Source organism: Pseudomonas sp. S30_BP2TU TE3576, from assembly GCF_050436025.1.
Lineage (GTDB): Bacteria > Pseudomonadota > Gammaproteobacteria > Pseudomonadales > Pseudomonadaceae > Aquipseudomonas.
The window spans coordinates 935120-959249 of record NZ_JBNDLK010000001.1; the positions used below are offsets into that span (position 1 = coordinate 935120).

At 60.0% G+C, this 24130-nt stretch carries 20 protein-coding genes; 8 read left to right on the forward strand and 12 right to left on the reverse strand.

Annotated elements, in window-relative coordinates; translation table 11 throughout:
• From nuoK to ABIA48_RS04225, 5 genes are all read left to right on the forward strand, one after another.
• Nucleotides 1-309 (forward strand): NADH-quinone oxidoreductase subunit NuoK, encoded by a 309-nt coding sequence (nuoK, locus tag ABIA48_RS04205; RefSeq protein ID WP_007946416.1) that lies wholly within the window; start codon nt 1-3, stop codon nt 307-309.
• Entirely contained in the window at nt 306-2159 is a 1854-nt protein-coding gene (gene nuoL / locus ABIA48_RS04210) for an NADH-quinone oxidoreductase subunit L (RefSeq protein WP_007981263.1), read from the forward strand. Before nuoK ends, nuoL begins: the two co-directional genes overlap by 4 nt.
• Nucleotides 2160-2198: 39 nt before the next feature.
• Nucleotides 2199-3731, forward strand: coding sequence for an NADH-quinone oxidoreductase subunit M (nuoM, locus tag ABIA48_RS04215; protein ID WP_108230675.1), 1533 nt, complete (start codon nt 2199-2201; stop codon nt 3729-3731).
• 7 nt (nt 3732-3738) lie between these two features.
• Entirely contained in the window at nt 3739-5202 is a 1464-nt protein-coding gene (nuoN, locus tag ABIA48_RS04220) for an NADH-quinone oxidoreductase subunit NuoN (protein WP_007981259.1), read from the forward strand.
• A 206-nt stretch (nt 5203-5408) separates the two neighbouring features.
• The gene (locus ABIA48_RS04225) at nt 5409-5690 is read left to right on the forward strand and encodes a hypothetical protein (RefSeq protein ID WP_429487174.1); all 282 of its coding nucleotides are present in this window, start codon (nt 5409-5411) and stop codon (nt 5688-5690) included.
• Between the two features lie 235 nt (nt 5691-5925).
• Here the strand turns inward: ABIA48_RS04225 and ABIA48_RS04230 are convergent, their stop codons facing one another.
• From ABIA48_RS04230 to ABIA48_RS04255, 6 genes are read right to left on the reverse strand one after another with little or no spacing between them, the layout of a single operon-like run.
• Nucleotides 5926-7668: an ABC transporter substrate-binding protein gene (locus ABIA48_RS04230; protein ID WP_007981252.1), complete on the reverse strand. Its 1743-nt coding sequence runs from the start codon at nt 7666-7668 to the stop codon at nt 5926-5928.
• Between the two features lie 46 nt (nt 7669-7714).
• A complete protein-coding gene (locus ABIA48_RS04235; RefSeq protein WP_007981251.1) occupies nt 7715-7987 on the reverse strand; it encodes a DUF2160 domain-containing protein in 273 nt (90 codons plus the stop codon).
• A gap of 10 nt (nt 7988-7997) precedes the next feature.
• Nucleotides 7998-8798 (reverse strand): carbohydrate ABC transporter permease, encoded by an 801-nt coding sequence (locus ABIA48_RS04240; RefSeq protein ID WP_007981249.1) that lies wholly within the window; start codon nt 8796-8798, stop codon nt 7998-8000.
• Between the two features lie 8 nt (nt 8799-8806).
• A complete protein-coding gene (locus ABIA48_RS04245; protein ID WP_007981247.1) occupies nt 8807-9673 on the reverse strand; it encodes a carbohydrate ABC transporter permease in 867 nt (288 codons plus the stop codon).
• Nucleotides 9670-10803 carry an ABC transporter ATP-binding protein gene (locus ABIA48_RS04250; protein WP_429487175.1) on the reverse strand — a complete coding sequence of 378 codons (1134 nt, stop codon included), beginning with the start codon at nt 10801-10803 and terminating at the stop codon, nt 9670-9672. Before ABIA48_RS04250 ends, ABIA48_RS04245 begins: the two co-directional genes overlap by 4 nt.
• Nucleotides 10803-11897 carry an ABC transporter ATP-binding protein gene (locus ABIA48_RS04255; RefSeq protein WP_310060011.1) on the reverse strand — a complete coding sequence of 365 codons (1095 nt, stop codon included), beginning with the start codon at nt 11895-11897 and terminating at the stop codon, nt 10803-10805. Before ABIA48_RS04255 ends, ABIA48_RS04250 begins: the two co-directional genes overlap by 1 nt.
• A gap of 402 nt (nt 11898-12299) precedes the next feature.
• On the opposite strand from ABIA48_RS04255, the gene ABIA48_RS04260 reads away from it, so the two are divergent.
• Entirely contained in the window at nt 12300-14132 is a 1833-nt protein-coding gene (locus tag ABIA48_RS04260) for a sigma-54-dependent Fis family transcriptional regulator (protein ID WP_429487176.1), read from the forward strand.
• 205 nt (nt 14133-14337) lie between these two features.
• On the opposite strand, the gene cysS is transcribed toward ABIA48_RS04260, so the two are convergent.
• Together cysS and ABIA48_RS04270 are read right to left on the reverse strand one after the other, a co-directional pair.
• Nucleotides 14338-15720, reverse strand: a complete 1383-nt coding sequence (cysS, locus tag ABIA48_RS04265; protein WP_310060017.1) for a cysteine--tRNA ligase — start codon at nt 15718-15720, stop codon at nt 14338-14340.
• A 21-nt stretch (nt 15721-15741) separates the two neighbouring features.
• Nucleotides 15742-17439, reverse strand: coding sequence for a glutamine--tRNA ligase/YqeY domain fusion protein (locus tag ABIA48_RS04270; RefSeq protein ID WP_429487177.1), 1698 nt, complete (start codon nt 17437-17439; stop codon nt 15742-15744).
• Nucleotides 17440-17691: 252 nt separating this feature from the next.
• On the opposite strand from ABIA48_RS04270, the gene ABIA48_RS04275 reads away from it, so the two are divergent.
• Together ABIA48_RS04275 and lpxH are read left to right on the forward strand one after the other, a co-directional pair.
• Entirely contained in the window at nt 17692-18195 is a 504-nt protein-coding gene (locus ABIA48_RS04275) for a peptidylprolyl isomerase (protein ID WP_007981235.1), read from the forward strand.
• On the forward strand, nt 18192-18944 hold the full coding sequence (gene lpxH, locus ABIA48_RS04280; protein ID WP_429487178.1) for a UDP-2,3-diacylglucosamine diphosphatase: 753 nt from the start codon (nt 18192-18194) through the stop codon (nt 18942-18944). Before ABIA48_RS04275 ends, lpxH begins: the two co-directional genes overlap by 4 nt.
• Before the next feature lie 125 nt (nt 18945-19069).
• On the opposite strand, the gene ABIA48_RS04285 is transcribed toward lpxH, so the two are convergent.
• The 4 genes from ABIA48_RS04285 to ABIA48_RS04300 form a co-directional block, all read right to left on the reverse strand.
• On the reverse strand, nt 19070-20602 hold the full coding sequence (locus ABIA48_RS04285; protein ID WP_429487179.1) for a DHA2 family efflux MFS transporter permease subunit: 1533 nt from the start codon (nt 20600-20602) through the stop codon (nt 19070-19072).
• 164 nt (nt 20603-20766) lie between these two features.
• Complete coding sequence (locus tag ABIA48_RS04290; protein ID WP_429487180.1) at nt 20767-21969, reverse strand: efflux RND transporter periplasmic adaptor subunit; 1203 nt, start codon at nt 21967-21969, stop codon at nt 20767-20769.
• Nucleotides 21970-21984: 15 nt separating this feature from the next.
• Complete coding sequence (locus ABIA48_RS04295) at nt 21985-23454, reverse strand: efflux transporter outer membrane subunit (RefSeq protein ID WP_429487181.1); 1470 nt, start codon at nt 23452-23454, stop codon at nt 21985-21987.
• Nucleotides 23451-23924 carry a MarR family winged helix-turn-helix transcriptional regulator gene (locus ABIA48_RS04300; protein WP_007999548.1) on the reverse strand — a complete coding sequence of 158 codons (474 nt, stop codon included), beginning with the start codon at nt 23922-23924 and terminating at the stop codon, nt 23451-23453. The genes ABIA48_RS04295 and ABIA48_RS04300 overlap by 4 nt, the downstream gene beginning before the upstream one ends.
• Between the last annotated feature and the right edge of the window lie 206 nt (nt 23925-24130).

Below are 24130 nucleotides of genomic sequence, written 5' to 3' on the forward strand. Positions count from 1 at the left end.
ATGCCTGCTATCCCTATGGAGCATGGTCTGGCGGTCGCCGGCATCCTGTTCTGCCTCGGTCTGGTCGGCCTGATGGTCCGCCGCAACATTCTCTTCGTGCTGATGAGCCTGGAGGTCATGATGAATGCCTCCGCCCTGGCGTTCATCGTTGCCGGTAGCCGCTGGGCGCAGCCGGATGGACAGATCATGTTCATCCTGGTGATCAGCCTGGCAGCTGCCGAGGCCAGTATTGGCCTGGCGATCCTGCTGCAACTGTATCGCCGCTTCCACACGCTCGATATCGACGCTGCCAGTGAGATGCGCGGATGAACCTTCTCTATCTGACTTTCCTGTTCCCTCTGATCGGTTTTGTGCTGCTGGCGTTCTCCCGGGGACGCCTCTCGGAAAACCTCTCGGCGCTGATCGGCGTCGGCTCCATTGGCCTGTCGGCGATCGTCGCGACTTATGTGATCTGGCAATTCAACGTTGCCCCGCCGGAAGGCGGCCACTACACACAGGTGCTGTGGCAATGGATGGCGGTGGAAGGCTTCACGCCGACCTTCACCCTGTATCTGGACGGCCTGTCGGTGACCATGCTCGGCGTGGTCGTCGGCGTCGGCTTCCTGATCCACTTGTTCGCATCCTGGTACATGCGCGGTGAAGACGGCTACTCGCGTTTCTTCGCCTACACCAACCTGTTTATCGCCAGCATGCTGTTCCTGGTCCTGGCCGATAACCTGCTGTTCGTGTACTTCGGTTGGGAAGGCGTGGGCCTGTGCTCGTACCTGTTGATCGGTTTCTACTACAGCAACCGCAACAACGGTAACGCCGCACTCAAGGCTTTCATCGTGACCCGTATCGGTGATGTGTTCATGGCCATCGGCCTGTTCATTCTGTTTGCCCAACTGGGCACGCTGAACGTTCAGGAACTGCTGGTGCTGGCTCCGCAGAAATTCCAGGCCGGCGACTTCTGGATGGTCATGGCCACCCTGATGCTGCTCGGTGGCGCTGTCGGTAAATCCGCGCAACTGCCGCTGCAAACCTGGCTGGCGGACGCGATGGCCGGTCCTACTCCGGTTTCGGCACTGATCCACGCCGCGACCATGGTGACCGCTGGCGTCTACCTGATCGCCCGTACCCACGGTCTGTTCACCCTGGCGCCGGAAATCCTGCACCTGGTGGGCATCGTTGGCGGTGTGACCCTGGTTCTGGCGGGTTTTGCTGCCCTGGTTCAGACCGACATCAAGCGTATCCTCGCCTACTCGACCATGAGCCAGATCGGCTACATGTTCCTGGCCCTGGGCGTTGGTGCCTGGGACGGCGCGATCTTCCACCTGATGACCCACGCCTTCTTCAAGGCGCTGCTGTTCCTTGCTTCCGGTTCGGTAATCGTTGCCTGCCACCACGAGCAGAACATCTTCAAGATGGGCGGCCTGTGGAAGAAACTGCCACTGGCCTACGCCAGCTTCATCGTCGGCGGCGCGGCCCTGGCGGCCCTGCCTCTGGTAACCGCAGGCTTCTACTCCAAGGACGAAATCCTCTGGGAAGCGTTCGCCAGCGGCAACCACGGCCTGCTGTATGCGGGTCTGGTCGGCGCATTCATGACCTCGTTGTACACCTTCCGCCTGATCTTCATCGCGTTCCATGGTGAAGCGAAGACCGAAGCACACGCCGGTCACGGCATCGCCCACTGGCTGCCACTGTCGGTGCTGATTGTATTGTCCACTGCCATCGGTGCGATGATCGTTCCACCGCTTCACGGCGTGCTGCCGGAAAGCGTCGGCCATGCCGGCGGCGAAGCCAAGCACAGCCTGGAAATCGCCTCGGGCGCCATCGCCCTGGCCGGTATCCTGCTGTCCGCGCTGCTGTTCCTCGGCAAGCGTCGCTTCGTCACCGCCATCGCCAACAGCGGCATCGGCCGTATCCTCTCGGCCTGGTGGTTCGCTGCCTGGGGCTTCGACTGGATCTACGACAAACTGTTCGTCAAGCCTTACCTGGCGATCAACCACATCCTGCGCAAAGACCCGCTGGACCAGACCATCGGTCTGATCCCGCGTATGGCCAAAGGCGGCCACACCGCCCTGAGCCGTACCGAGACCGGTCAACTGCGTTGGTACGCCGCCTCGATGGCTGCTGGTGCCGTGCTGGTAATCGGCGCCGTCGTGCTGGTAGCGGTCTGATATGAACCTTGCGAACTTGCGAAAGGAATTGAGCCCGTCATGATTCTGCCTTGGCTAATCCTGATCCCCTTCATCGGCGGCCTGCTGTGCTGGATGGGTGAGCGCTTCGGCGCCACCCTCCCCCGCTGGATTGCGCTGATCACCATGTCCCTGCTGCTCTCCCTCGGCCTCTGGCTGTGGGCCAACGGTGACTATTCATTTGCACCGGCACCTGGCGCCGATCCGACCTGGGCGCTTGAGTTCAAGCACGTCTGGATCGAGCGCTTCGGCATCAACGTGCACCTGGCCCTCGACGGCCTGTCGCTGTTGATGATCCTGCTGACCGGTCTGCTGGGTGTCCTCTCGGTACTCTGCTCGTGGAAAGAGATCCAGCGTCACGTCGGTTTCTTCCACCTGAACCTGATGTGGATCCTGGGTGGTGTCGTCGGCGTGTTCCTCGCCCTCGACCTGTTCATGTTCTTCTTCTTCTGGGAAATGATGCTGGTGCCGATGTACTTCCTCATCGCGCTCTGGGGTCACAGTTCTTCGGACGGCAAGAAAACCCGGATCTACGCGGCGACCAAGTTCTTCATCTTCACTCAGGCTTCCGGCCTGATCATGCTGGTGGCGATCCTGGGTCTGGTACTGGTCAACTTCAACGACACCGGCGTGATTACCTTCAACTACGCCGACCTGTTGAAGACCAAGATGTCGACGACCACCGAGTACATCCTGATGCTCGGCTTCTTCATCGCCTTCGCGGTCAAGCTGCCGGTCGTACCGTTCCACTCCTGGCTGCCTGACGCTCACGCCCAGGCGCCGACCGCAGGTTCCGTCGACCTCGCCGGTATCTTGCTGAAGACCGCGGCCTACGGCTTGCTGCGTTTCGCCTTGCCGCTGTTCCCGAATGCCTCGGCCGAGTTCGCGCCGTTCGCCATGACCCTGGGTCTGATCGGGATTTTCTACGGTGCGTTCCTGGCGTTCGCGCAAACCGACATCAAGCGTCTGATCGCCTTCTCGTCCGTTTCCCACATGGGCTTCGTACTGATCGGCATCTACTCCGGCAGCCAACTGGCGCTGCAGGGTGCGGTGATGCAGATGCTGGCGCACGGCCTGTCGGCGGCGGCACTCTTTATCCTGAGTGGCCAGCTGTACGAACGCACCCACACCCGCGACATGCGCGAGATGGGTGGCCTGTGGTCGAAGATCGCTTACCTGCCTGCCCTCAGCCTGTTCTTCGCAGCCGCGTCGCTGGGCTTGCCGGCTACCGGTAACTTTGTCGGTGAGTTCCTGATCCTGATCGGTACCTTCGCCAGCGCGCCATGGGTCACAGTGATCGCCACGTCCGGCCTGGTGTTCGGTTCGGTCTACTCGCTGATCATGGTCCACCGTGCCTTCTTCGGCCCGTCGAAATCGGACGCGGTGCTGCATGGCATGGACGGTCGCGAAATGATCATGGTGGTCGGTCTGGCAGCGCTGCTGATTTACATCGGCGTCTACCCGCAACCGTTCCTCGATACCTCTGCCGCTACGATGCATGGCGTGCAGCAATGGCTCGGCACCGCCTTCACTCAACTCGCTTCGGCCCGGTAAGAGCGCTATGGAATTCACGACTCAACACTTTATCGCGCTTGCGCCGTTGTTGATCACCAGCGCCACGATCATCGTGGTGATGCTGGCGATTGCCTGGCGCCGCAACCACTCCCAGACCTTCCTGCTGTCGGTGGCGGGTCTGAACCTGGCTTTGCTGTCGATCCTGCCAGCCTTGAAGGTCGCGCCATTGGCTGTGACCCCACTGCTGCAAATCGATAGCTTCGCTTGCCTGTACATGGCGCTGATCCTGGTCGCCACCCTCGCGTGTGTCACCCTCGCCCACGCCTACCTCGGCGATGGCGGCACGGGTTACCCGGGCAACCGTGAAGAACTGTACCTGCTGATCCTGATGTCCGCTGCCGGTGGCCTGGTTCTGGTCAGCGCGCAGCACCTGGCCGGGTTGTTCGTCGGTCTGGAACTGCTGTCGGTGCCGGTCTACGGCCTGGTGGCTTATGCCTTCTTCAACAAGCGTTCGCTGGAAGCCGGCATCAAGTACATGGTGCTGTCGGCCGCCGGTTCCGCGTTCCTGTTGTTCGGTATGGCCCTGCTCTACGCTGACGCCGGTTCCCTGAGCTTCAACGGCATCGGCCAGGCCCTTGCGGCCACCGGCCTGCCAAGCTCGCTGGCGCAACTGGGCCTGGGCATGATGCTGATCGGTCTGGCATTCAAACTGTCGCTGGTACCGTTCCACCTCTGGACTCCAGACGTTTACGAAGGTGCTCCGGCGCCGGTTGCAGCGTTCCTGGCTACCGCTTCGAAAGTGGCGGTGTTCGCGGTGATGGTGCGCCTGTTCCAGATCTCGCCAGCGGCGAGCAGCGGCGTGCTGAGCAACGTGCTGACCATCATCGCCATCGCGTCGATCCTGTTCGGTAACCTGCTGGCCCTGACCCAGAGCAACCTCAAGCGTCTGCTGGGTTACTCGTCCATCGCCCACTTCGGCTACCTGCTGATCGCCCTGGTGGCGAGCAAGGGTCTGGCCGTGGAAGCCATCGGCGTGTACCTGGTCACTTACGTGATCACCAGCCTTGGCGCGTTCGGCGTGATCACCCTGATGTCCTCGCCGTACAAAGGTCGCGACGCAGACGCCCTGTACGAATACCGCGGCCTGTTCTGGCGCCGTCCGTACCTGACCGCCGTCCTCACTGTGATGATGCTGTCCCTGGCCGGTATCCCGCTGACCGCGGGCTTCATCGGCAAGTTCTACATCATCGCCACCGGTGTCGAGTCGCACCAATGGTGGCTGGTCGGTTCCCTGGTACTGGGCAGCGCCATCGGCGTGTTCTACTACCTGCGCGTCATGGTCACCCTGTACCTGATCGAACCGAACCTGCGCCGCGTCGACGCCCAGCTGCACTGGGAACAACGTGCAGGCGGCGTGATGCTGCTGGCTATCGCGGTACTGGCTTTCTTCCTCGGCCTGTACCCACAACCACTGCTGAACCTGGTTCAACAGTCGGGTCTGGCGGGTTGATCGCTTAGGCGACTCTCGGTAACAAACAAAAACGGCACCTGAGGTGCCGTTTTTGTTTTTGTAAGATTTGTTACCACTGCCCTGCCCTCCCTCGGGAAACCCGGAACGCTCTCGCACAATACTCAGGGTCGTCCTACAGCCGGCATTGAGTAGCTTGCTTTATCTTGAATGACTTCAGGATAAATAAATCAACGCGAGAACGAACAATGAACCGTGACATTTTTTCCGAACTGAAGGACGGCCTCGAGGCTCTGGCCGACGAGCGCCAAGGCAAAGTGACGCTGCGGACACACAAGGTCAAACTGCCAAAACTGGCACCTGACACTGTCGAGCCGTTGGCTGCGTTGGAGGTGAATCACGCGATAGAGGCAGAACAGTCACATAACCAACGAATAGGAACAATGAAAGCCAAACTGGTGATCTCTGAAGACTTTGATGCCCCGTTGCCTGATGACATGCTTGATGACTTCGAAGGTAGTCAAATTTGAGGCTTCTGATTTTCGCCAAATGACTCAACACGTAGATGTTCGTTCGGCTGATGAAATTTGGTGACTGAGACGGCCCCTTCGCGAGCGAGCCCGCTCCCACAGTTGATGTGCAGCGAACAAAAAAATGGTGCCCGACGCTGATCCAGTGTGGGAGCGGGCTTGCTCGCGAAGGGGGCGGAACGGGCACAAACAAAAACGGCACCTTTCGGTGCCGTTAGCGTTTACGGCTTAGCTGTTATTTACGCGCATCCGCCCACGATTTCAGCAGCTGGTTGTAGCTCACGGTTTCGCCTTTCGGCTTCTCGTTTTCCAGTTTAGGTTTCGGCGCGCCCGGTTGGTCGAACCAGTATTGCGCGTCTCGCTCAGGATTCATTTTCGGTGCGCAGGTGGCTTGTGCCTTCGAACGCTCCAGACGGGACATGATCGCGTCCTGATCCTTGGCCAGACCGTCGAGTGCCTGTTGCGGGGTTTTATCGCCGCTGGCTGCTTCGGCAATGTGGCTCCACCACAACTGCGCGAGGCGAGGATAATCAGGCACGTTGGTCCCGGTCGGGGTCCATTGCACGCGGGCCGGGCTGCGGTAGAACTCCACCAGGCCACCGAGCTTCGGCGCCAGGTCAGTCATGGCTTGCGAGTTGATGTCCGACTCGCGGATCGGGGTCAGGCCGACGATGGTTTTCTTCAGCGAAACGGTTTTCGAGGTCACGAACTGCGCGTAGAGCCAGGCTGCCAGTTTTTGCTTTTCAGGCGTGGACTTCATGAAGGTCCAGGAACCGGCATCCTGATAGCCGAGTTTCATGCCCTCCTCCCAATACGGACCTTTCGGCGACGGCGCCATCCGCCATTTCGGCGTGCCGTCGGCATTCATCACTGCCAGACCTGGCTTGGTCATGTCGGCGGTGAACGCGGTATACCAGAAGATTTGCTGGGCGATGCTGCCCTGGGACGGCACCGGGCCCGATTCGGAGAACGTCATGCCTGCCGCTTCCGGTGGCGCGTACTTCTTCAGCCAGTCAACGTATTTGGTGGTGGCAAACACCGCCGCCGGACCGTTGGTGTCGCCGCCGCGAGTCACGCTGGAACCGACCGGATGGCAATCCTCGACACGAATGCCCCATTCATCCACCGGCAAGCCGTTGGGAATGCCCTTGTCGCCGCCACCGGCCATGGAGAACCAGGCATCGGTGAAGCGCCAGCCCAGGGACGGGTCTTTCTTGCCATAGTCCATATGCCCGTAGACGCGTTTGCCGTCGATTTCCTTGACGTCCTCGCTGAAGAACTTGGCGATGTCTTCATAGGCCGACCAGTTCACCGGCACGCCCAGCTCGTAGCCGTACTTTTCCTTGAACTTGGCTTTCAGGTCCGCGCGTTCGAACCAGTCGGCACGGAACCAGTAGAGGTTGGCGAACTGCTGGTCGGGCAATTGATAGATCTTGCCGTCCGGTGCGGTAGTGAACGAGATGCCGATGAAGTCCTTGATGTCCAGGGTCGGCGAAGTGAAGTCCTTGCCTTCATTGGCCATCAGGTCGGTGATCGACTCGGTCTTGCCGTAGCGGAAATGTGTACCGATCAGGTCCGAGTCGTTGACCCAGCCGTCATAGATGCTCTTGTCCGATTGCATCACCGTCTGCAGTTTTTCCACCACATCGCCTTCTTGCAGCAGGTCGTGGGTGACTTTGATCCCGGTGATCTCGGTAAAGGCCTTGGCCAGCACCTTGGACTCGTACTCGTGGGTGGCGATGGTTTCCGACACCACCTTGATGTCCATCCCGCGAAACGGCTCGGCGGCCTTGATGAACCACTTCAGTTCCGCCAACTGCTGATCGGCCGTCAGGGTGGACGGCTTGAACTCGCTGCCGATCCATTTCTTCGCGGCGTCTTCATAGGCATCGGCCCAGGCCGAAGCGCTCAAACCGCTGAGTGCCAGCATGGCTGCCAATGAAATGCTATGTCGCAGCTTATTGTTTTTATCGAACATAAGACCTCCTTATTGAGTTTCGGAGCAACATTGCCGAGCGATTCGACTAGCCCCAACGCATCACAGCCAACAGCCACACCAGGGACAACGCGAAGGCTACCCAGATGCTCCAGTCGGTGACGCCGATTACCAGCAAGTGCAGGTAGGCGCTGCCGAGAAGACCGATAAACAACCGATCGCCACGGGTGGTGGCAATCGGTAGAACTCCTCGCCGAAGCACGCTCGGCGAACGCAATTCCCAGGTGGTCATGCCCAACAGAATCAAGGCAATAACGCCGAAGAACGCCGCCGTGGGGACCGTCCAACTCATCCATTCCATCATCAGCTCCTCATACCCGGCCCAGGGCAAAGCCCTTGGCCACGTGGTTGCGAACAAACCAGATCACCAGCATGCCCGGCAGGATGGTCAACACCCCGGCCGCCGCCAGTACCCCCCAGTCGATACCGGATGCCGAGACGGTGCGGGTCATTACCGCTGCGATCGGCTTGGCGTTCACCGAGGTAAGGGTTCGCGCCAGCAGCAGTTCGACCCAGGAAAACATGAAGCAGAAGAACGCCGTCACGCCGATGCCGGAGCCGATCAGAGGGATGAAAATCTTCACGAAGAACTTGGGAAAACTGTAGCCATCGATGTAGGCGGTTTCGTCGATTTCCTTGGGCACGCCGGACATGAAGCCTTCGAGAATCCACACCGCCAGCGGCACGTTGAACAGGCAGTGAGCCAGGGCCACGGCGATGTGGGTGTCGAACAACCCGATCGACGAATACAGCTGGAAAAAAGGCAACAGGAACACCGCCGGCGGCGCCATGCGGTTGGTCAGCAGCCAGAAGAACAGGTGCTTGTCGCCAAGGAAGCGATAACGCGAAAACGCATAAGCCGCCGGCAGCGCCACGCTCAGGGAAATCACCGTGTTCAGGCTCACGTAGTACAGCGAGTTGAGGTAACCGGTGTACCAGCTCGGGTCGGTGAAGATCACCTTGTAGTTGTGGAAGGTGAAATCCTGGGGAAACAGCGTCAGGCCACCGAGGATTTCGTTGTTGCTCTTGAAGGACATGTTCAGCAACCAGTAGATCGGCACCAGCAGGAACAGGATGTAGAGCAGCAGTGGAACAAGCTTTCTCTTGCTCATGGCGGGCCTCAGCGGTTGGCGTCGGAGTGAGTCATGGCGGTGTAGAACAGCCAGGACACCAACAGAATGATCAGGAAGTACACCAGCGAAAATGCCGCTGCCGGCCCCAGGTCGAATTGCCCTACGGCCATCTGGGTCAGGGTCTGACTGAGGAACGTCGTGGCATTGCCCGGACCGCCGCCCGTGAGTACGAAGGGCTCGGTGTAGATCATGAAGCTGTCCATGAAGCGCAGCATCACAGCGATCAGCAGCACGCTCTTGAGCTTGGGCAACTGGATATGCCGGAACACCGCCCAGGCCGAGGCACGGTCGATCCGCGCCGCCTGGTAATACACATCCGGAATCGCCCGCAACCCGGAGAAGCACAACAGCGCCACCAGCGAGGTCCAGTGCCAGACGTCCATCACCAGCACGGTGACCCAGGCGTCCATGGTGTTCGCCGCATAGTTGTAGCTAATGCCCATGGCATTGAGGCTCGAACCGAGCAGGCCGATATCGGCGCGGCCGAAGATCTGCCAGATGGTGCCGACCACGTTCCACGGGATCAGCAGCGGAATCGCCAGCACGATCAGCACCACCGAAGACCAGCGGCCCTTGGTCGGCATGGTCAGGGCGATGGCGATGCCCAATGGAATTTCGATCAGCAACACGCAGGCCGAGTAGATGAACTGGCGCAACAACGAGTCATGCAGGCGCGGGTCGAGCAACACCTGCTTGTACCAGTCGGCACCGACGAAATAGCGGCTGGACTGGTCGAAAATGTCCTGCACCGAATAGTTGACCACGGTCATCATCGGGATCACCGCACTGAACGCCACCAGCAGGAACACCGGCAGCACCAGCCACCAGGCCTTGTTGTTCTGCACCTTGTTCATGGCTGCGCCCCTTTGTTGACCATGGCTTCGTTGACGGCTTGCGCCTCCAGCAGGAATTCATCGGCGTAAACCATCAGCCACTGCGCCGGAAAACTGATGTAGGCCGTGCCTTGTGGCACAACTTTGTCTTCGGCCAGGCGCACTTTCAGGGTGGCTCCATCGAGGTTGAGGGTCACGATCTTGTAGGTGCCCAGGTCTTCGACGTGTACGACTTGTGCCCGCAGCGCGTCATCAAAGGCTTCGTCCCACACATGGACGAACTCCGGGCGAATGCCGACCTTGAGGGTTTTCCACCCGGATTCGGCAATACGCTGCTGCATCGCTTCGGACAGCGGCAGGTGGGTCGAGGCGAAACCGACGCCACCCGGCTGCGGCTGCACTTCGATCAGGTTCATCCCCGGGCTGCCAATGAAGTAGCCGACAAAGGTGTGGCTCGGGCGCTCGAACAATTCCCTTGGCGTGCCGAATTGCACGATCTGCCCGCCGTACATCACCGCAATCTTGTCGGCGAACGTCGAGGCCTCCAGTTGATCGTGGGTGACGTAGACCATGGTGATGTTGAACTGCTCATGGATCTGCTTGAGCTTGCGCCGCAGCTTCCACTTCAGATGCGGGTCGATCACCGTCAACGGCTCATCGAACAGGATCGCCGACACGTCATCGCGCACCAGCCCACGACCCATGGAAACTTTCTGTTTTTCGTCGGCGGTGAGGTTTCGCGCCTTCTTGTACAGCAGCGGCTGCAGATCGAGGACTTCGGCGATTTCCTGCACCTTGCTATGCACCTTTGCCTCGGTCAGGCCTTGATTGCGTAGCGGAAAGGCCAGGTTGTCGAACACTGTCATGGTGTCGTAGACCACCGGAAACTGGAAAACCTGGGCGATGTTGCGCTTCTCCGGAGTCAGGTCGTTGACCGCTTTACCGTCGAACAGCACATGGCCCTGGGATGGGCTGAGCAACCCGGAAATGATGTTGAGCAAGGTCGACTTGCCGCAGCCTGATGGCCCGAGCAAGGCGTAGGCACCGCCCTGCTCCCAGATGTGATCCATCTCGCGGATCGCGTAGTCCTCGGGGCCTGCCGGGGTCCTGGTGTAGCTGTGGGCGAGACTCTGCAAACGGATTTCGGCCATCAGGCAACCCTCGCGATACGCCGGCCCGGCGCCTGGACGAGCCGCCCCTGCGTATCGAACACAAACAGTTTATGGGTCGGGATATAGATACGGATCGGCGCGTCGACGTCGTATTCGTGAACACCCGGCAAGTGCAGCACCAGCAGGAAATGCTCGTTGCGCACGTGAAGAAAGGTTTCCGAGCCGCTGATTTCCGCGACTTCGACAGTCACCGCCAGTTCGAGATCATCATCGTTGCTCGGCACCAGCGAGATATGGCTGGGCCGCACCCCGAAACGGAACTCGCCCTCTCCCACCGGGCGCAAATCGACGTTCAGCGGGAAGTGCACGAAGTTGGCGAAACTCACTTCGTTGCCGGCAATGCGCCCCGGCATCAGGTTGATCGGCGGCTCGGAGAACAGCTCGGCCGCCAGCACGGTTTGCGGCTGGTGATAGACCGAGGACGACTGGCCGCTCTGGATCACCCGGCCTTCATGAAGAATGGTGGTGGTGCCGCCCAGGGCCAGGGCCTCGTTGGGTTCGGTGGTGGCGTAGATGGCAATGGTGTGATGCGCCTTGAACAACTCGCGCATTTCCTGGCGCAGCTCTTCACGCAATTTGTAGTCGAGGTTGACCAGTGGCTCGTCGAACAGGATCAACTCGGCATCCTTGACCAGCGCCCTGGCCATGGCCGTGCGTTGTTGCTGACCGCCGGAAAGCTCCAGCGGATAGCGCTTGAGAAACTTTTCGATGCGCAGCATCTTCGCGGTTTCCAGCACCTTGCTCTGGATCAGATCATTGGATACACCGGCCTGACGCAGCGGCGAGGCGATGTTGTCGAACACCGTCATGGTCGGGTAATTGATGAACTGCTGATAAACCATCGATACATTGCGCAAGCGCACGGGGCGCTGGGTAACGTCGACGCCATTCATCAGGACGCGGCCGCTGTCGGGCTTGTCCAGACCGGCCATCAGGCGCATCAGGCTGGTTTTGCCGGACAAGGTCCGACCCAGCAAAACGTTGAAGGAACCGGGTTCAAAACTCAGGTTGGCATCGTCGATCCAGATCTGACCCTCGACGGTGCGGCTGACGTGTTCCAGGGTTAATGACATGGCTCGGCCTTTTTTATTTTTGAAATCAAGCGACCGGAGCTGTAAAGCGACATTTGTGCCAGAAATTGCAAACGATTGATTCAGTTTGAAATTTCTGAAAATGACTACGGAGTCACGTTCGTTGCTGAACACAAATGAACAACCGGAAATGAACAACTGAACAGTTCACCCATTGACAGTGAACAATAGTGAACAACACTCTACGGATGCGTTTTGCCTTTCCCGGTACCTGAAATAGATGCAAAACCTGTGGGAGCGGGCTTGCTCGCGAAAGCGGCCTGACAGTCACATTGATGTTGAATGTGCCGCCGCCTTCGCGAGCAAGCCCGCTCCCACATGAAGTTCGTCGTGCTGCAGAACTACCCATAACAACAATAAAGTCTTGTTCAGAGATCGACTGCCATGGCCGCATCCGCATCGCCGCTGTCCCACGACGCCATCATCCAGGACTCCTGGTCCCGTTGCCGCGCGTTCGGCCTCAGTCATCAGAGCACGCCGGCATTCGACCAATTGCCGGCCGCGGGCATCGCGCAATTGCTGGAGAGCCAGCATTCGCTGGTGCAAACCACCCATCAGGAAGTGCTGCCCTACTACGAGAACATCCTGAGCAATTCCAATTGCCTGATCATGCTCGCCGACCATCAGGGCCAGGTGCTCACATCGTGGGGCACCCAGCGCTTTATCGAACCCAAGCTGGCCCGGGGGTTCAGCGCCGGCGCCAGCTGGATGGAACGCTGCAGCGGCACCAACGCCATCGGCACCGCCCTGGCCTGCGAGCAAGCGGTGCACATCGAACACGACGAACATTTCCTCAAGGCCAACCGCTTCATGACCGGTTCCGCCGCGCCGATCTTCGATGCCGAGCGCAAGGTGATCGCGGTGCTGGACGTTTCCAGTGACAGTTACCTCCCGCCATCCCATACCCTGGGCATGGTCAAGATGATGAGCCAGACCGTGGAAAACCGGCTGATCCTCAATCTGTTCCACGGTCAGCATTTCCAACTCACGTTCAACACCGGGCTGAACAACCTCGACAGCCAATGGGCCGGATTGCTGATATTCGATGAGACTGGCCAGGTGCTGTCGGCCAATCGGCGGGCCGATAATCTGCTGGGCATCAGCCTGTCGCGGGTCAGTATCGAGAACCTGTTCAAGGTCTCGCTGCTGGAGTTGCTCAATCAGCCCGAAGGCCTGCCCTTTGCCTTGCAAACCTCCGGGCGCAACCGCTTCCAGTGCTTGTTGAAACGGCCGAAACAGGCATCCATTCAACCCCGAGTGTTCACCGAACCGGTTGTAGCCACACCCGCGGCCATCAGCCTCAACTCCCTGCATTTCGGCGACAGTCGTGTGGAAAAAGCCGTGCGCCAGGCCGAGCGATTGCTGGAAAAAGACATTCCACTGCTGATCCACGGTGAAACCGGGGTCGGCAAGGAAGTGTTCGTCAAAGCCCTGCATCAGGCCAGTTCGCGCAGCAAAAAAGCGCTCATCGCCGTCAACTGTGCGGCGATTCCCGCCGAACTGGTGGAGTCCGAGTTATTCGGTTATGAGAAAGGCGCGTTCACCGGCGCCAACCAGAAAGGCAGCATCGGGCTGATCCGCAAGGCTGACAAAGGCACACTGTTCCTCGATGAAATCGGCGACATGCCGCTTCCAACCCAGGCCCGTTTGCTCCGTGTGTTACAGGAGCGTTGTGTGCAACCCGTGGGCAGCAGCGAGTTGTTCCCTGTGGACCTGCGCATCATTTCAGCGACCAATCGCTCGCTACGGGAACAAGTACAACTGGGGCGGTTTCGTGAAGACCTGTATTACCGCATCGGCGGCCTGACCCTGGAGTTGCCGCCCCTGCGCGAACGCAGCGATAAGGATGCACTGTTCAAACGCCTGTGGGAGCAGCACCGTGAACCATCGCAATGGGCCGGTTTAAGCCAGGAAGTGATGGCGTTATTCGGCCGCCACCCGTGGCCGGGCAACCTGCGCCAGGTCAGCAGCGTGATTCAGGTGGCCCTGGCCATGGCCGAGGAACAGCCGGTGCGACCTGAGCATTTGCCGGATGATTTTTTTGTCGATCTGGAGATGGATCCGGTGGAGATGCCGGAACCATTGGCCGTTGACCTCAATGATGTCGAGGACTTGAACCGGCAGTTGCAGGCGGTCGGGGGGAATATTTCGTATCTGGCCCGGCGGTTGGGGGTTAGTCGCAATACCCTGTACAAGCGGTTGCGTCAGGCCGAATGACAAGTTGGCCGAATGGGCCTCTTCGCGAGCAAGCCCGCTCCCACATTGGATTTGCGTCGTACACAAAGCTCAAACACACTAAAGATCAACTGTGGGAGCGGGCTTGCCCGCGAAGACGTCAGTCCTGTCGCCAAAGAACGAACAGCCAACCCCGAAAAACAAAAACCCGCACAAGGCGGGTTTTGTTTTACAGCGGATCAGGCAATCAGTCAGCCAGACGCCAGGTTGTGCCGCCCTTGCCGTCTTCCAGCACCACACCCATGGCGGTGAGCTGGTCGCGGATGCGGTCGGATTCGGCCCAGTCCTTGCCGGCACGTGCCGCCAGGCGCGCTGCAATCAGCGCCTCGACTTCAGCTGCATCCACGCGCCCTTCGGCGCCGGCCTGCAGGAAGTCATCGGCTTCGAGCTGCAACACACCCAACACGCTGGCCAATTCTTTCAAACGGGCTGCCAGACCGGCCGCTGCGTCGAGATCGCTCTCGCGCAGGCGGTTGATCTCGCGGACCATCTCGAACAGCACCGCGCAGGCTTCCGGTGTACCGAAGTCGTCGTTCATCACCTGGGTGAAACGCTCGACAAAGGCTTCGCCGCCCGCCGGCGCCACGTTCGGCAGGCCTTTCAACGCGTGGTAGAAACGCTCCAGTGCGCCTTTGGCGTCCTTGAGGTTGTCTTCCGAGTAGTTGATGGCGCTGCGGTAGTGGCTCGACACCAGCAGGTAACGCACGACTTCCGGGTGGTACTTGTCGAGCACGTCGCGAATGGTGAAGAAGTTGTTCAAGGACTTGGACATCTTCTCGCCATTGATGCGGATCATGCCGCAATGCATCCACGCGTTGGCGTAGGTCTTGCCGGTGGCTGCTTCGCTCTGGGCGATTTCGTTTTCGTGGTGCGGGAACTCCAGATCGCTGCCGCCGCCATGAATGTCGAAGGTCTCACCGAGGCAGCAAGTGGACATCACCGAGCATTCGATGTGCCAGCCCGGACGCCCGGCGCCCCACGGCGATTCCCAGCTCGGCTCGCCCGGCTTGGTGGCTTTCCACAGCACGAAGTCCAGCGGGTCCTGCTTGGACTCGTCGACTTCGATGCGCGCACCGATGCGCAGGTCTTCGATCTTCTTGCGCGACAGCTTGCCGTAGCCCATGAACTTGGCGACGCGGTAGTACACGTCGCCGTTGCCTGGTGCGTAGGCGTAGCCCTTGTCGATCAGGGTCTGGATCATGCTCAGCATGCCCGGGATGTGATCGGTGGCACGCGGTTCCATGTCCGGCTTGAGGATGTTGAGGCGTGCCTCGTCCTCATGCATGGCGGTGATCATACGTTCGGTCAATGCGTCGAACGGTTCGCCGTTCTCCCGGGCCCGATTGATGATCTTGTCTTCAATGTCGGTGATGTTGCGTACATAAGTCAGGTTGTAGCCACTGAAGCGCAACCAGCGGGTCACGAGGTCGAACGCGACCATGCTGCGGCCGTGGCCAATGTGGCAGTAGTCATACACGGTCATGCCGCACACGTACATGCGCACATTGTTGCCATCGAGCGGCTTGAAGACTTCTTTGCTCTTGGTGAGCGTGTTGTAGATCGTTAGCACGTTATTTCCCTTGACGCTGAATCACTGGCCCCACGAATCACGCAGGGTCACGGTACGGTTGAATACCGGCTGACCTGGTTTCGAGTCCTTGAGATCGGCGACGAAGTAACCTTCGCGCTCGAACTGGAAACGGTCTTCCGGCTGTGCATTGCCCAGCGAAGGCTCAGCACGACAACCGGTGAGTACCTGCAGCGAGTCAGGGTTGATGTTGTCCAGGAAACTGGCGCTGTCTTCGGCCTTCTCCGGGTTCGGAGAACGGAACAGACGATCGTACAGGCGCACTTCGCACTCGACGCTGGCAGCGGCCGGCACCCAGTGGATCACGCCTTTGACCTTGCGACCTTCCGGGTTCTTGCCCAGGGTATCCGGATCGTACGAGCAGCGCAGTTCGACGATGTTGCCATCGGCGTCCTTGATCGCTTCGTCGGCACGAATCACGTAGCTGCCACGCAGACGCACTTCACCGGCCGGCTCCAGGCGCTTGTAGCCCTTCGGCGGCTCTTCCATGAAGTCTTCACGGTCGATATAGATTTCACGAGCGAACGGCAGCACACGCACGCCCATATCTTCCTTGGGATGACGCGGCAGTTCGAGGTTCTCGACCTGGCCTTCCGGGTAGTTGGTGATCACGACTTTCAGCGGACGCAGTACGCACATGGCACGCGGAGCGCTGTGGTCGAGGTCGTCACGGATGCTGAATTCGAGCATGCCGAAGTCGACCACGCCGTCGGAACGGTTGGTGCCAATCATTTCGCAGAAGTTGCGGATCGATTTCGGCGTGTAGCCACGACGACGGAAACCCGACAACGTGGACATGCGCGGATCGTCCCAGCCGTTGACATGCTTTTCATCGACCAGTTGCTTGAGCTTGCGCTTGCTGGTGATGGTGTAGTTCAGGTTCAGGCGGCTGAACTCGTACTGGCGCGGCTTGGCCGGCACCGGCAGATTGTCGAGGAACCACTCGTACAGCGGGCGATGGCTTTCGAACTCCAGGGTGCAGATCGAATGAGTGATGCCTTCGATGGCGTCCGACTGACCGTGGGTGAAGTCGTAGTTCGGGTAGATGCACCACTTGTCGCCGGTCTGGTGGTGGTGAGCGTGACGGATGCGATACATGATCGGGTCACGCAGGTTCATGTTCGGCGAAGCCATGTCGATCTTGGCCCGCAGCACGCGTGCGCCGTCGGGGAATTCGCCGGCCTTCATGCGCGCAAACAGGTCCAGGTTTTCTTCGACGCTGCGCTCGCGGAACGGGCTGTTTTTGCCCGGTTCGGTCAGGCTGCCACGGTATTCCTTGGCTTGCTCCGGAGTCAGGTCATCGACGTAGGCCTTGCCGGACTTGATCAGTTCAACGGCCCAGTCGTGCAACTGGTCGAAATACTGCGAGGCGTAGCGCACTTCGCCGGACCACTCAAAGCCCAGCCATTTGACGTCGCTTTCGATCGCGTCGATGTATTCCTGGTCTTCCTTGGCCGGGTTGGTGTCGTCGAAACGCAGGTGGGTAACGCCGCCGAACTCCTGGGCCAGGCCGAAGTTCACACAGATCGACTTGGCGTGACCGATGTGCAGGTAGCCGTTGGGCTCAGGCGGGAAACGGGTGACGATCTGCGTGTGCTTACCCGAGTCCAGGTCCGCCTGGATGATCGGGCGCAGGAAATTGACCGGCACAGCGGGGCCGGTCTTGGAATTCGAGGTAGGGTCGACAGTGGGCTTGCTCATAGGATCCTTGAACGTACAAGTGCGCGGCCGGGAAGACGGGCCTGACAAAACAAAGCCGCTATCATAGCCGATGCTGTCAAGGGCCTGACAGAGCGCACTCTGTAAACCGTCGTATTTAATAGGCTGTAAATGAAAAAACAGCCTCGAAATTCGCGTCTGGCACGCTAAACTGCGCACCTTGGCCAAAAAGGCTGAACCGGTGACGGGACATGAGGTTCCAACACCACGAATTCCTTATAAAGAGTAACAATCATGACCCAAGTCAAACTGACTACCAACTTCGGCGACATCGTCCTCGAACTGAACGCCGACAAAGCCCCGATCACCGTGGCCAACTTCGTCGAATACGTCAAAGCCGGTCACTACGAAAACACCGTTTTCCACCGTGTCATCGGTAACTTCATGATCCAGGGCGGCGGTTTCGAGCCAGGCATGAAAGAAAAGAAAGACAAGCGTCCAAGCATCCAGAACGAAGCTGACAACGGTCTTTCCAACGACAAGTACACCATTGCCATGGCCCGCACCATGGAGCCGCATTCGGCTTCCGCACAGTTCTTCATCAACGTGGCGGACAACAGCTTCCTGAACCACAGCGGCAAGAACGTACAAGGCTGGGGCTACGCGGTATTCGGTAAAGTGACCGCTGGCACCGACGTTGTCGACAAGATCAAAGGCGTGGCCACCACTTCCAAGGCCGGCCACCAGGACGTACCGGCAGACGACGTGATCATCGAGAAAGCCGAGATCATTGAGTGATACTGCTGATTTCAGACTTGCATCTGGAAGAGGAGCGCCCGGACATCACCCGGGCGTTTCTGGATTTGCTCGCCGGACGCGCCCGCTCGGCGAGTGCGTTGTACATTCTGGGCGACTTTTTCGAGGTGTGGATTGGCGACGACGCCATGACACCGTTCCAGCGCTCCATCTGCCAGGCCCTGCGCGATCTCAGCGACAGCGGCACGGCCATTTTTCTGATGCACGGCAATCGCGACTTTTTGCTCGGCAAGGCGTTCTGCAAAGAAGCCGGCTGCACATTGTTGAAGGACCCGAGTGTCGTGCAGCTCGCAGGCGAGCCGGTGCTGCTGATGCACGGCGACAGCCTGTGCACCCGCGATGTCGGCTACATGAAGCTGCGCCGCTACCTGCGCAACCCGGTCACCCTGTTCATTCTGCGCCACCTCCCGCTGCGCACACGCAAGAAATTGGCGCGCAAGCTGCGCAGCGAAAGCCGTACGCAGGTGCGAATGAAGGCCAACGACATCGTCGACGTCACGCCCGAAGAGATTCCGCGGATCATGCAGGAGTACGGCGTGAAAACCTTGATTCACGGGCATACCCATCGTCCCGCAATTCACAAGTTGCAGCTTGGCGAGCACGCGGCCAGGCGCATTGTGCTGGGGGACTGGGATCGTCAAGGGTGGGCATTGCAGGTCGACGAACAAGGGTTTGCGCTGGCGCCCTTTGATTTCACTCCGCCACCGCAACTGGCAGATCACGCGAACTGAAGGCTGTAGGAGATCCCTGTGGGAGCGAGCTTGCTCGCGATAGCGGATTAACATTCAACATCTCTGTTGACTGATCAACCGCCATCGCGAGCAAGTTCGCTCCCACAGGGGTTCTGCAGTGTTTGTTAGTGCCCGGCAGACGCCGCAGGCCCGGCCTTCGCCGTAAACGGTGGCTTGGCCAGCCACACAATCAGGATCAGCCCCAGGAACATCCAGCCCAGCAAGGTGAAGTAATCCACCGTGGACATGATGTACGCCTGGCTGATCACCATCTGATCCAGCTGCGTATAGGCCTTGGCCCCTGCCCCGCCCAGATGGGTAATCGCCTCGCGGGTCGCCGGGTCGAACGGCGTAATGCTTTCAGTCAGGTACGCATGATGCTGATCCGCCCGACGAATCCAGATCCAGGTCGTCAGTGACGCCGCAAAACTGCCGCCCAAGGTCCGTAAAAACGTCGCCAGCCCCGAGCCGTCGGCAATCTGGCTCGGTGGCAAATCCGAAAGGAGGATGGTCAGGGTCGGCATGAAGAACAGCGCCACGCCGATCCCCATGAACAACTGCACCAGCGCGATGTGCTGAAAGTCCACTTCATTGGTGAACCCGGCGCGCATGAAGCAGCTCAGGCCGATGGCCAGGAATGCCCCGCCCGCCAGCACCCGCATGTCGAATCGCGGCGCGTACTTGCCGACAAACGGCGCCAGCAGCACCGGCAGGATCCCCAGCGGCGCCACGGCAAAACCGGCCCAGGTCGCGGTGTAACCCAGTCGCGTTTGTAGCCACTGCGGCAGGATCAGGTTGATCCCGAAGAACCCGGCATAGCCCAGAATCAGCACGATGGTGCCGTAGCGGAAGTTGCGATGGGCGAACAGGCGCAGGTTGACCACCGGGTGCTCGTCGGTCATTTCCCAGATCACGAAGAACGCCAGGGCCACCACCGAAATCACGCTGCCGATCACGATGAAGCTCGATTCAAACCAGTCGGCGTCGTTGCCCTTGTCGAGCACGATCTGCAACGCGCCGACACCGATGATCAGCGCGATCAAACCGACGTAGTCCATCGGTTGGCGGCTGGTGACCACCGGGCGCTTTTTCATCTGCCGGGTCACCACCCATGCCGCGAACAAGCCGATCGGCACGTTGATGAAGAAAATCCACGGCCAGCTGTAACTGTCAGTGATCCAGCCGCCAAGGATCGGCCCGGCAATCGGCGCGACCACCGTGACCATTGCCAGCAATGCCAGGGCCAACCCCCGTTTCGCCGGGGGGTAAACCGCAATCAGCAGGGTCTGAGTCATCGGGTACAACGGCCCCGCCACCACGCCTTGCAAGACCCGAAATCCCACCAGCTCCGGCATGGACGTCGAAATCCCGCACAAAAACGAGGCCAGCACGAACAGCAGCGTGGCCCACACAAACAGCTTCACCTCGCCAAATCGGCGACTGAGCCAACCGGTCAGCGGCAAAGCGATGGCGTTGCTCACCGCGAACGAGGTGATCACCCAGGTGCCCTGTTCCGAACTCACGCCCAGGTTGCCGGAAATCGTCGGCAACGCCACGTTGGCGATGGTGGTGTCGAGCACTTGCATGAAGGTCGCCAGCGACAGGCCGATGGTGCTGAGCAGCAAGCTCGGTGGCGTGAAAGACGCGTTATTGCTCATCACGAATCCTTTGAAACCTGATCGGTGCTGCGCCTGTTACAGACGCAGCTAACCCTGTGGGAGCGGGCTTGCTCGCGAAGAGGTCGGCACATTCAACATGGATGTCGCCTGACGCTCCGCCTTCGCGAGCAAGCCCGCTCCCACAGGGTCGATGTAATGGCATTTCAGCGTTGCGCGGTCTTGCTGACCGCGGCGCTGTTGTCGTGGATCAACTGGGTGATCATCGCGTCCGCCTCGGCCAACTGACGGTCGTAGACATTGGTGCTGAACGAGGCCTTTTGCGGCGGCTGTTGTGCCAGCACCGGGCCACTCTGGTCGCGCAGGTTCACGTCAACCATGGTCGACAGACCGACCCGCAACGGGTGCCTGGCCAGTTCTTCGGCGTCGACGTGGATCCGTACCGGCACGCGCTGCACAATCTTGATCCAGTTGCCGGTGGCGTTCTGCGCCGGCAGCAAGGCAAAGGCGCTGCCGGTCCCGGCACCGAGGCTGTCGATGGTGCCGCTGTATTTGACGCTGCTGCCGTAGAGGTCGGTTTCGATCTCCACCGGTTGGCCAATGCGCATGTCACGCAACTGGGTTTCCTTGAAGTTGGCGTCGATCCACAGCTGATCCAGCGGAATCACCGCCATCAGCGCGGTGCCCGGCTGCACACGCTGGCCCAGTTGCACCGAACGCTTGGCCACGTAACCGGTGACCGGTGCAATCAGGACGCTGCGTGAGTTGTTCAGGTAGGCCTGACGCAATTGCGCGGCGGCGGCCATCACGTCCGGGTGCGATGAAACCACGGTGTCATCGACCAGCGCGCTGGTGGTCTTGAGCTTTTGTTCGGCGTTGGCCAGGGCGTTTTGCGCCGAGGTCAGGTCGTCGCGGGCGTGGGACAGTTCTTCCTGGGAAATCGCCCCGCCGGCGGCGAGGTTCTTGCGGCGGCTGAAGTTGTCCTGGGCCTTTTGCACTTCCGCTTTCTGGGCGTTGACCTGGGCTTTCATGCCATCCACATCGCTGTACAAGCCGCGCACCTGACGCACGGTACGCGCCAGATTGGCCTGGGCATTTTGCAGACCGATTTCGGCGTCGTTCGGGTCGAAGTTCACCAGCACCTGGCCTTCATGGACCAGATCGCCATCGTCGGCGCCGATGCTGATCACGGTCCCTGTGACCAGCGGCGTGATTTCCACCACGTTGCCGTTCACATAAGCGTCGTCGGTGCTTTCGCTCCAGCGCCCGTAAAACTCGTGGTAGGCCCAGACGCCCGCGCCGCTCAGCACGACAGCAGCCGCCAGGACCAGCAACATGAACTTGCGCTTGCCCGAATTGGGGTTGCCTTGAGTGTTTTCAGGAGGTTGAGTTGTATCGGTAGTGGCCATGACAGGTACCTTGAATTAGTGGGTCAGCGTGGCTGGCGTGGCGTTGGTCGAGGCGATGGCCTCAGGCTGGAAACCACCGCCCAGTGCCTGCATCAGTTGGATCGACAGGTCGATCTGCTCGGCATTCAGGTTGGCCAGCTGACGCTGGGCCTGGAGCAATTGCTGCTCGATGCTGAGCACGTCCAGGTAGTTGCCGATGCCGGAACCGTAACGCTGGACCACGGTGTTGTAGGAATCCTGGGCGATGTCGGTGGCGTGCTGCTGGGCCGCGATCTGCCGACCGATATCGCGCAACTGGTTGATGCTGTCACCGACATCCCCCAGCGCCTTCACCAGGCTTTTGTTGTACTGCGCCACGGCGAGGTCGTAATCGGCGTCACGCGAATCGAGGTCGGCGCGCAAACGGCCACCGTCGAAAATCGGCACAGAGATCGTCGGTGCAATGTTGAAGAAGCGGCTGGCCGAACCAAACATTGCATCGCCCAACAGGGATTCGGCACCGGCAGCGGCGCTGAGGTTCAAGTTGGGATAGAACCGGGTCTTGCCGGCGTCGATACTTTTGCTCGCCGCCTCGACCCGCCAGCGTGCGGCCACCAGGTCCGGACGACGCCCGAGCAGCTCGGCCGGCAACACCGAAGGTAGCGCTACCGCGCTCGGCTGAAGAATGTTCGGGCGGGCGATTTCATTGCCACGGTCCGGGCCTTTGCCGAGCAGCACCGCAAGGGCGATTTTCGCGGTGTTCAGGCGCTTTTCAGCGTCGATCAAATTGGCTTGGGAGGTGGCTTCCAGGCTTTCGGTCTGCAGGAACTGGTACTGGCTGTCGATCCCGGCAGTCAGGCGCCGCTGGCTCAGGTCGAGCATTTGCCGGGTGCGTTTGAGGTCTTCGCTGGACAGGTCATAGACGATATGCGCCTGCCCCAGATCGCTGTAGGCACGAGCGACGTCAGCGGCCAAGGTCAGTTGCGCGGCCTGCTGGTCGACTTCGGCAGCACGGGCCTGGCCCAGGGCCGCTTCCCAGGCATCGCGTTGGCCGCCCCACAGGTCGAAGTTGTAGTTAAAACTGCTGCTGATGTTGCGAATGGTGGCGTAAGCGTCGCCTTGCCCGAGCGGGTCCTGGTCCCGGGCCAGGCGCGAGCGGCTGACACCGGCGCCAGCATCCAGGGTCGGCATCCGCGCGGCGTCGGCAGCGTAGGCGGCAGCGCTGGCCTGATGGGCACGGGCGTCGGCGATTTGCATGTCCGGACTATCACGCAAGGCCTCGCGGATCAGTCCGTCGAGTTGCGGGTCGCCGAGGCTTTTCCACCAGTCGCTTTTCGGCCAGGCGGCCGGCGACAACGTCACGCCGCCGAGAGATTGCCCGGCCTTGAGGTTTTTCGCGTCGAGGCTGACACCTTCGGTTTTCAGGCCGCTGTAGCTGGCGCAACCGGCCAGGCTCATGGCCAACAGCACCAGGCTCAGGCTGGTACGCAAGGGTTTACTGCTCATTTGTCACCTACCCGCAGCAGGGTGATCGAGTCACCGGCGGCTACCAGAATTTTCTTCAGAATCATCTCCAGGGTCTTCAGCTCATCCGGAGTGATGGCACCGGCCAGCTCATTCATGGCTTCGGCACCGATGTGCGGCAACAGCCCGGCGAGCTTTTGCCCTTCTTCCGTGAGTACAAGCTGCACCTGGCGGCGATCCGCCTCGGAGCGCTGGCGGGCGAGGAAACCTTTCTGTTCCAGACGATCGAGCATGCGAGTCATCGAGCCGCTGTCCAGGGACAGGTGACGGCACAACTCGCCCGGCGAGTCGACGCCGTACTGGGCCATGATGATCAACACCTTGAACTGCGCGGCGGTGATGCCGTGGGGTTCCATGTGGGTGTCGATGATCCGGTCCTTGAGCAGCGCGGCGCGCCCGAGCAGCAGGCCGAGATGGCAATTGTGGAAATCGTCCGGAGAGAAATGTTTCATCTGACCACCAATTAGCTGCCTAGGCAGTGAATGTATGTCGAGATGTTACTGCCTAGGCAGCGAATGTCAACGCGATAGTTAGCATGCTTGGTAAATAATTGACCAATGGTGTCGGGATTTGTGCTGCCCACACGGACGCCTTCGCGAGCAAGCCCGCTCCCACAAGGATCACGCTGAACCTGTGGGAGCGGGCTTGCTCGCGAATG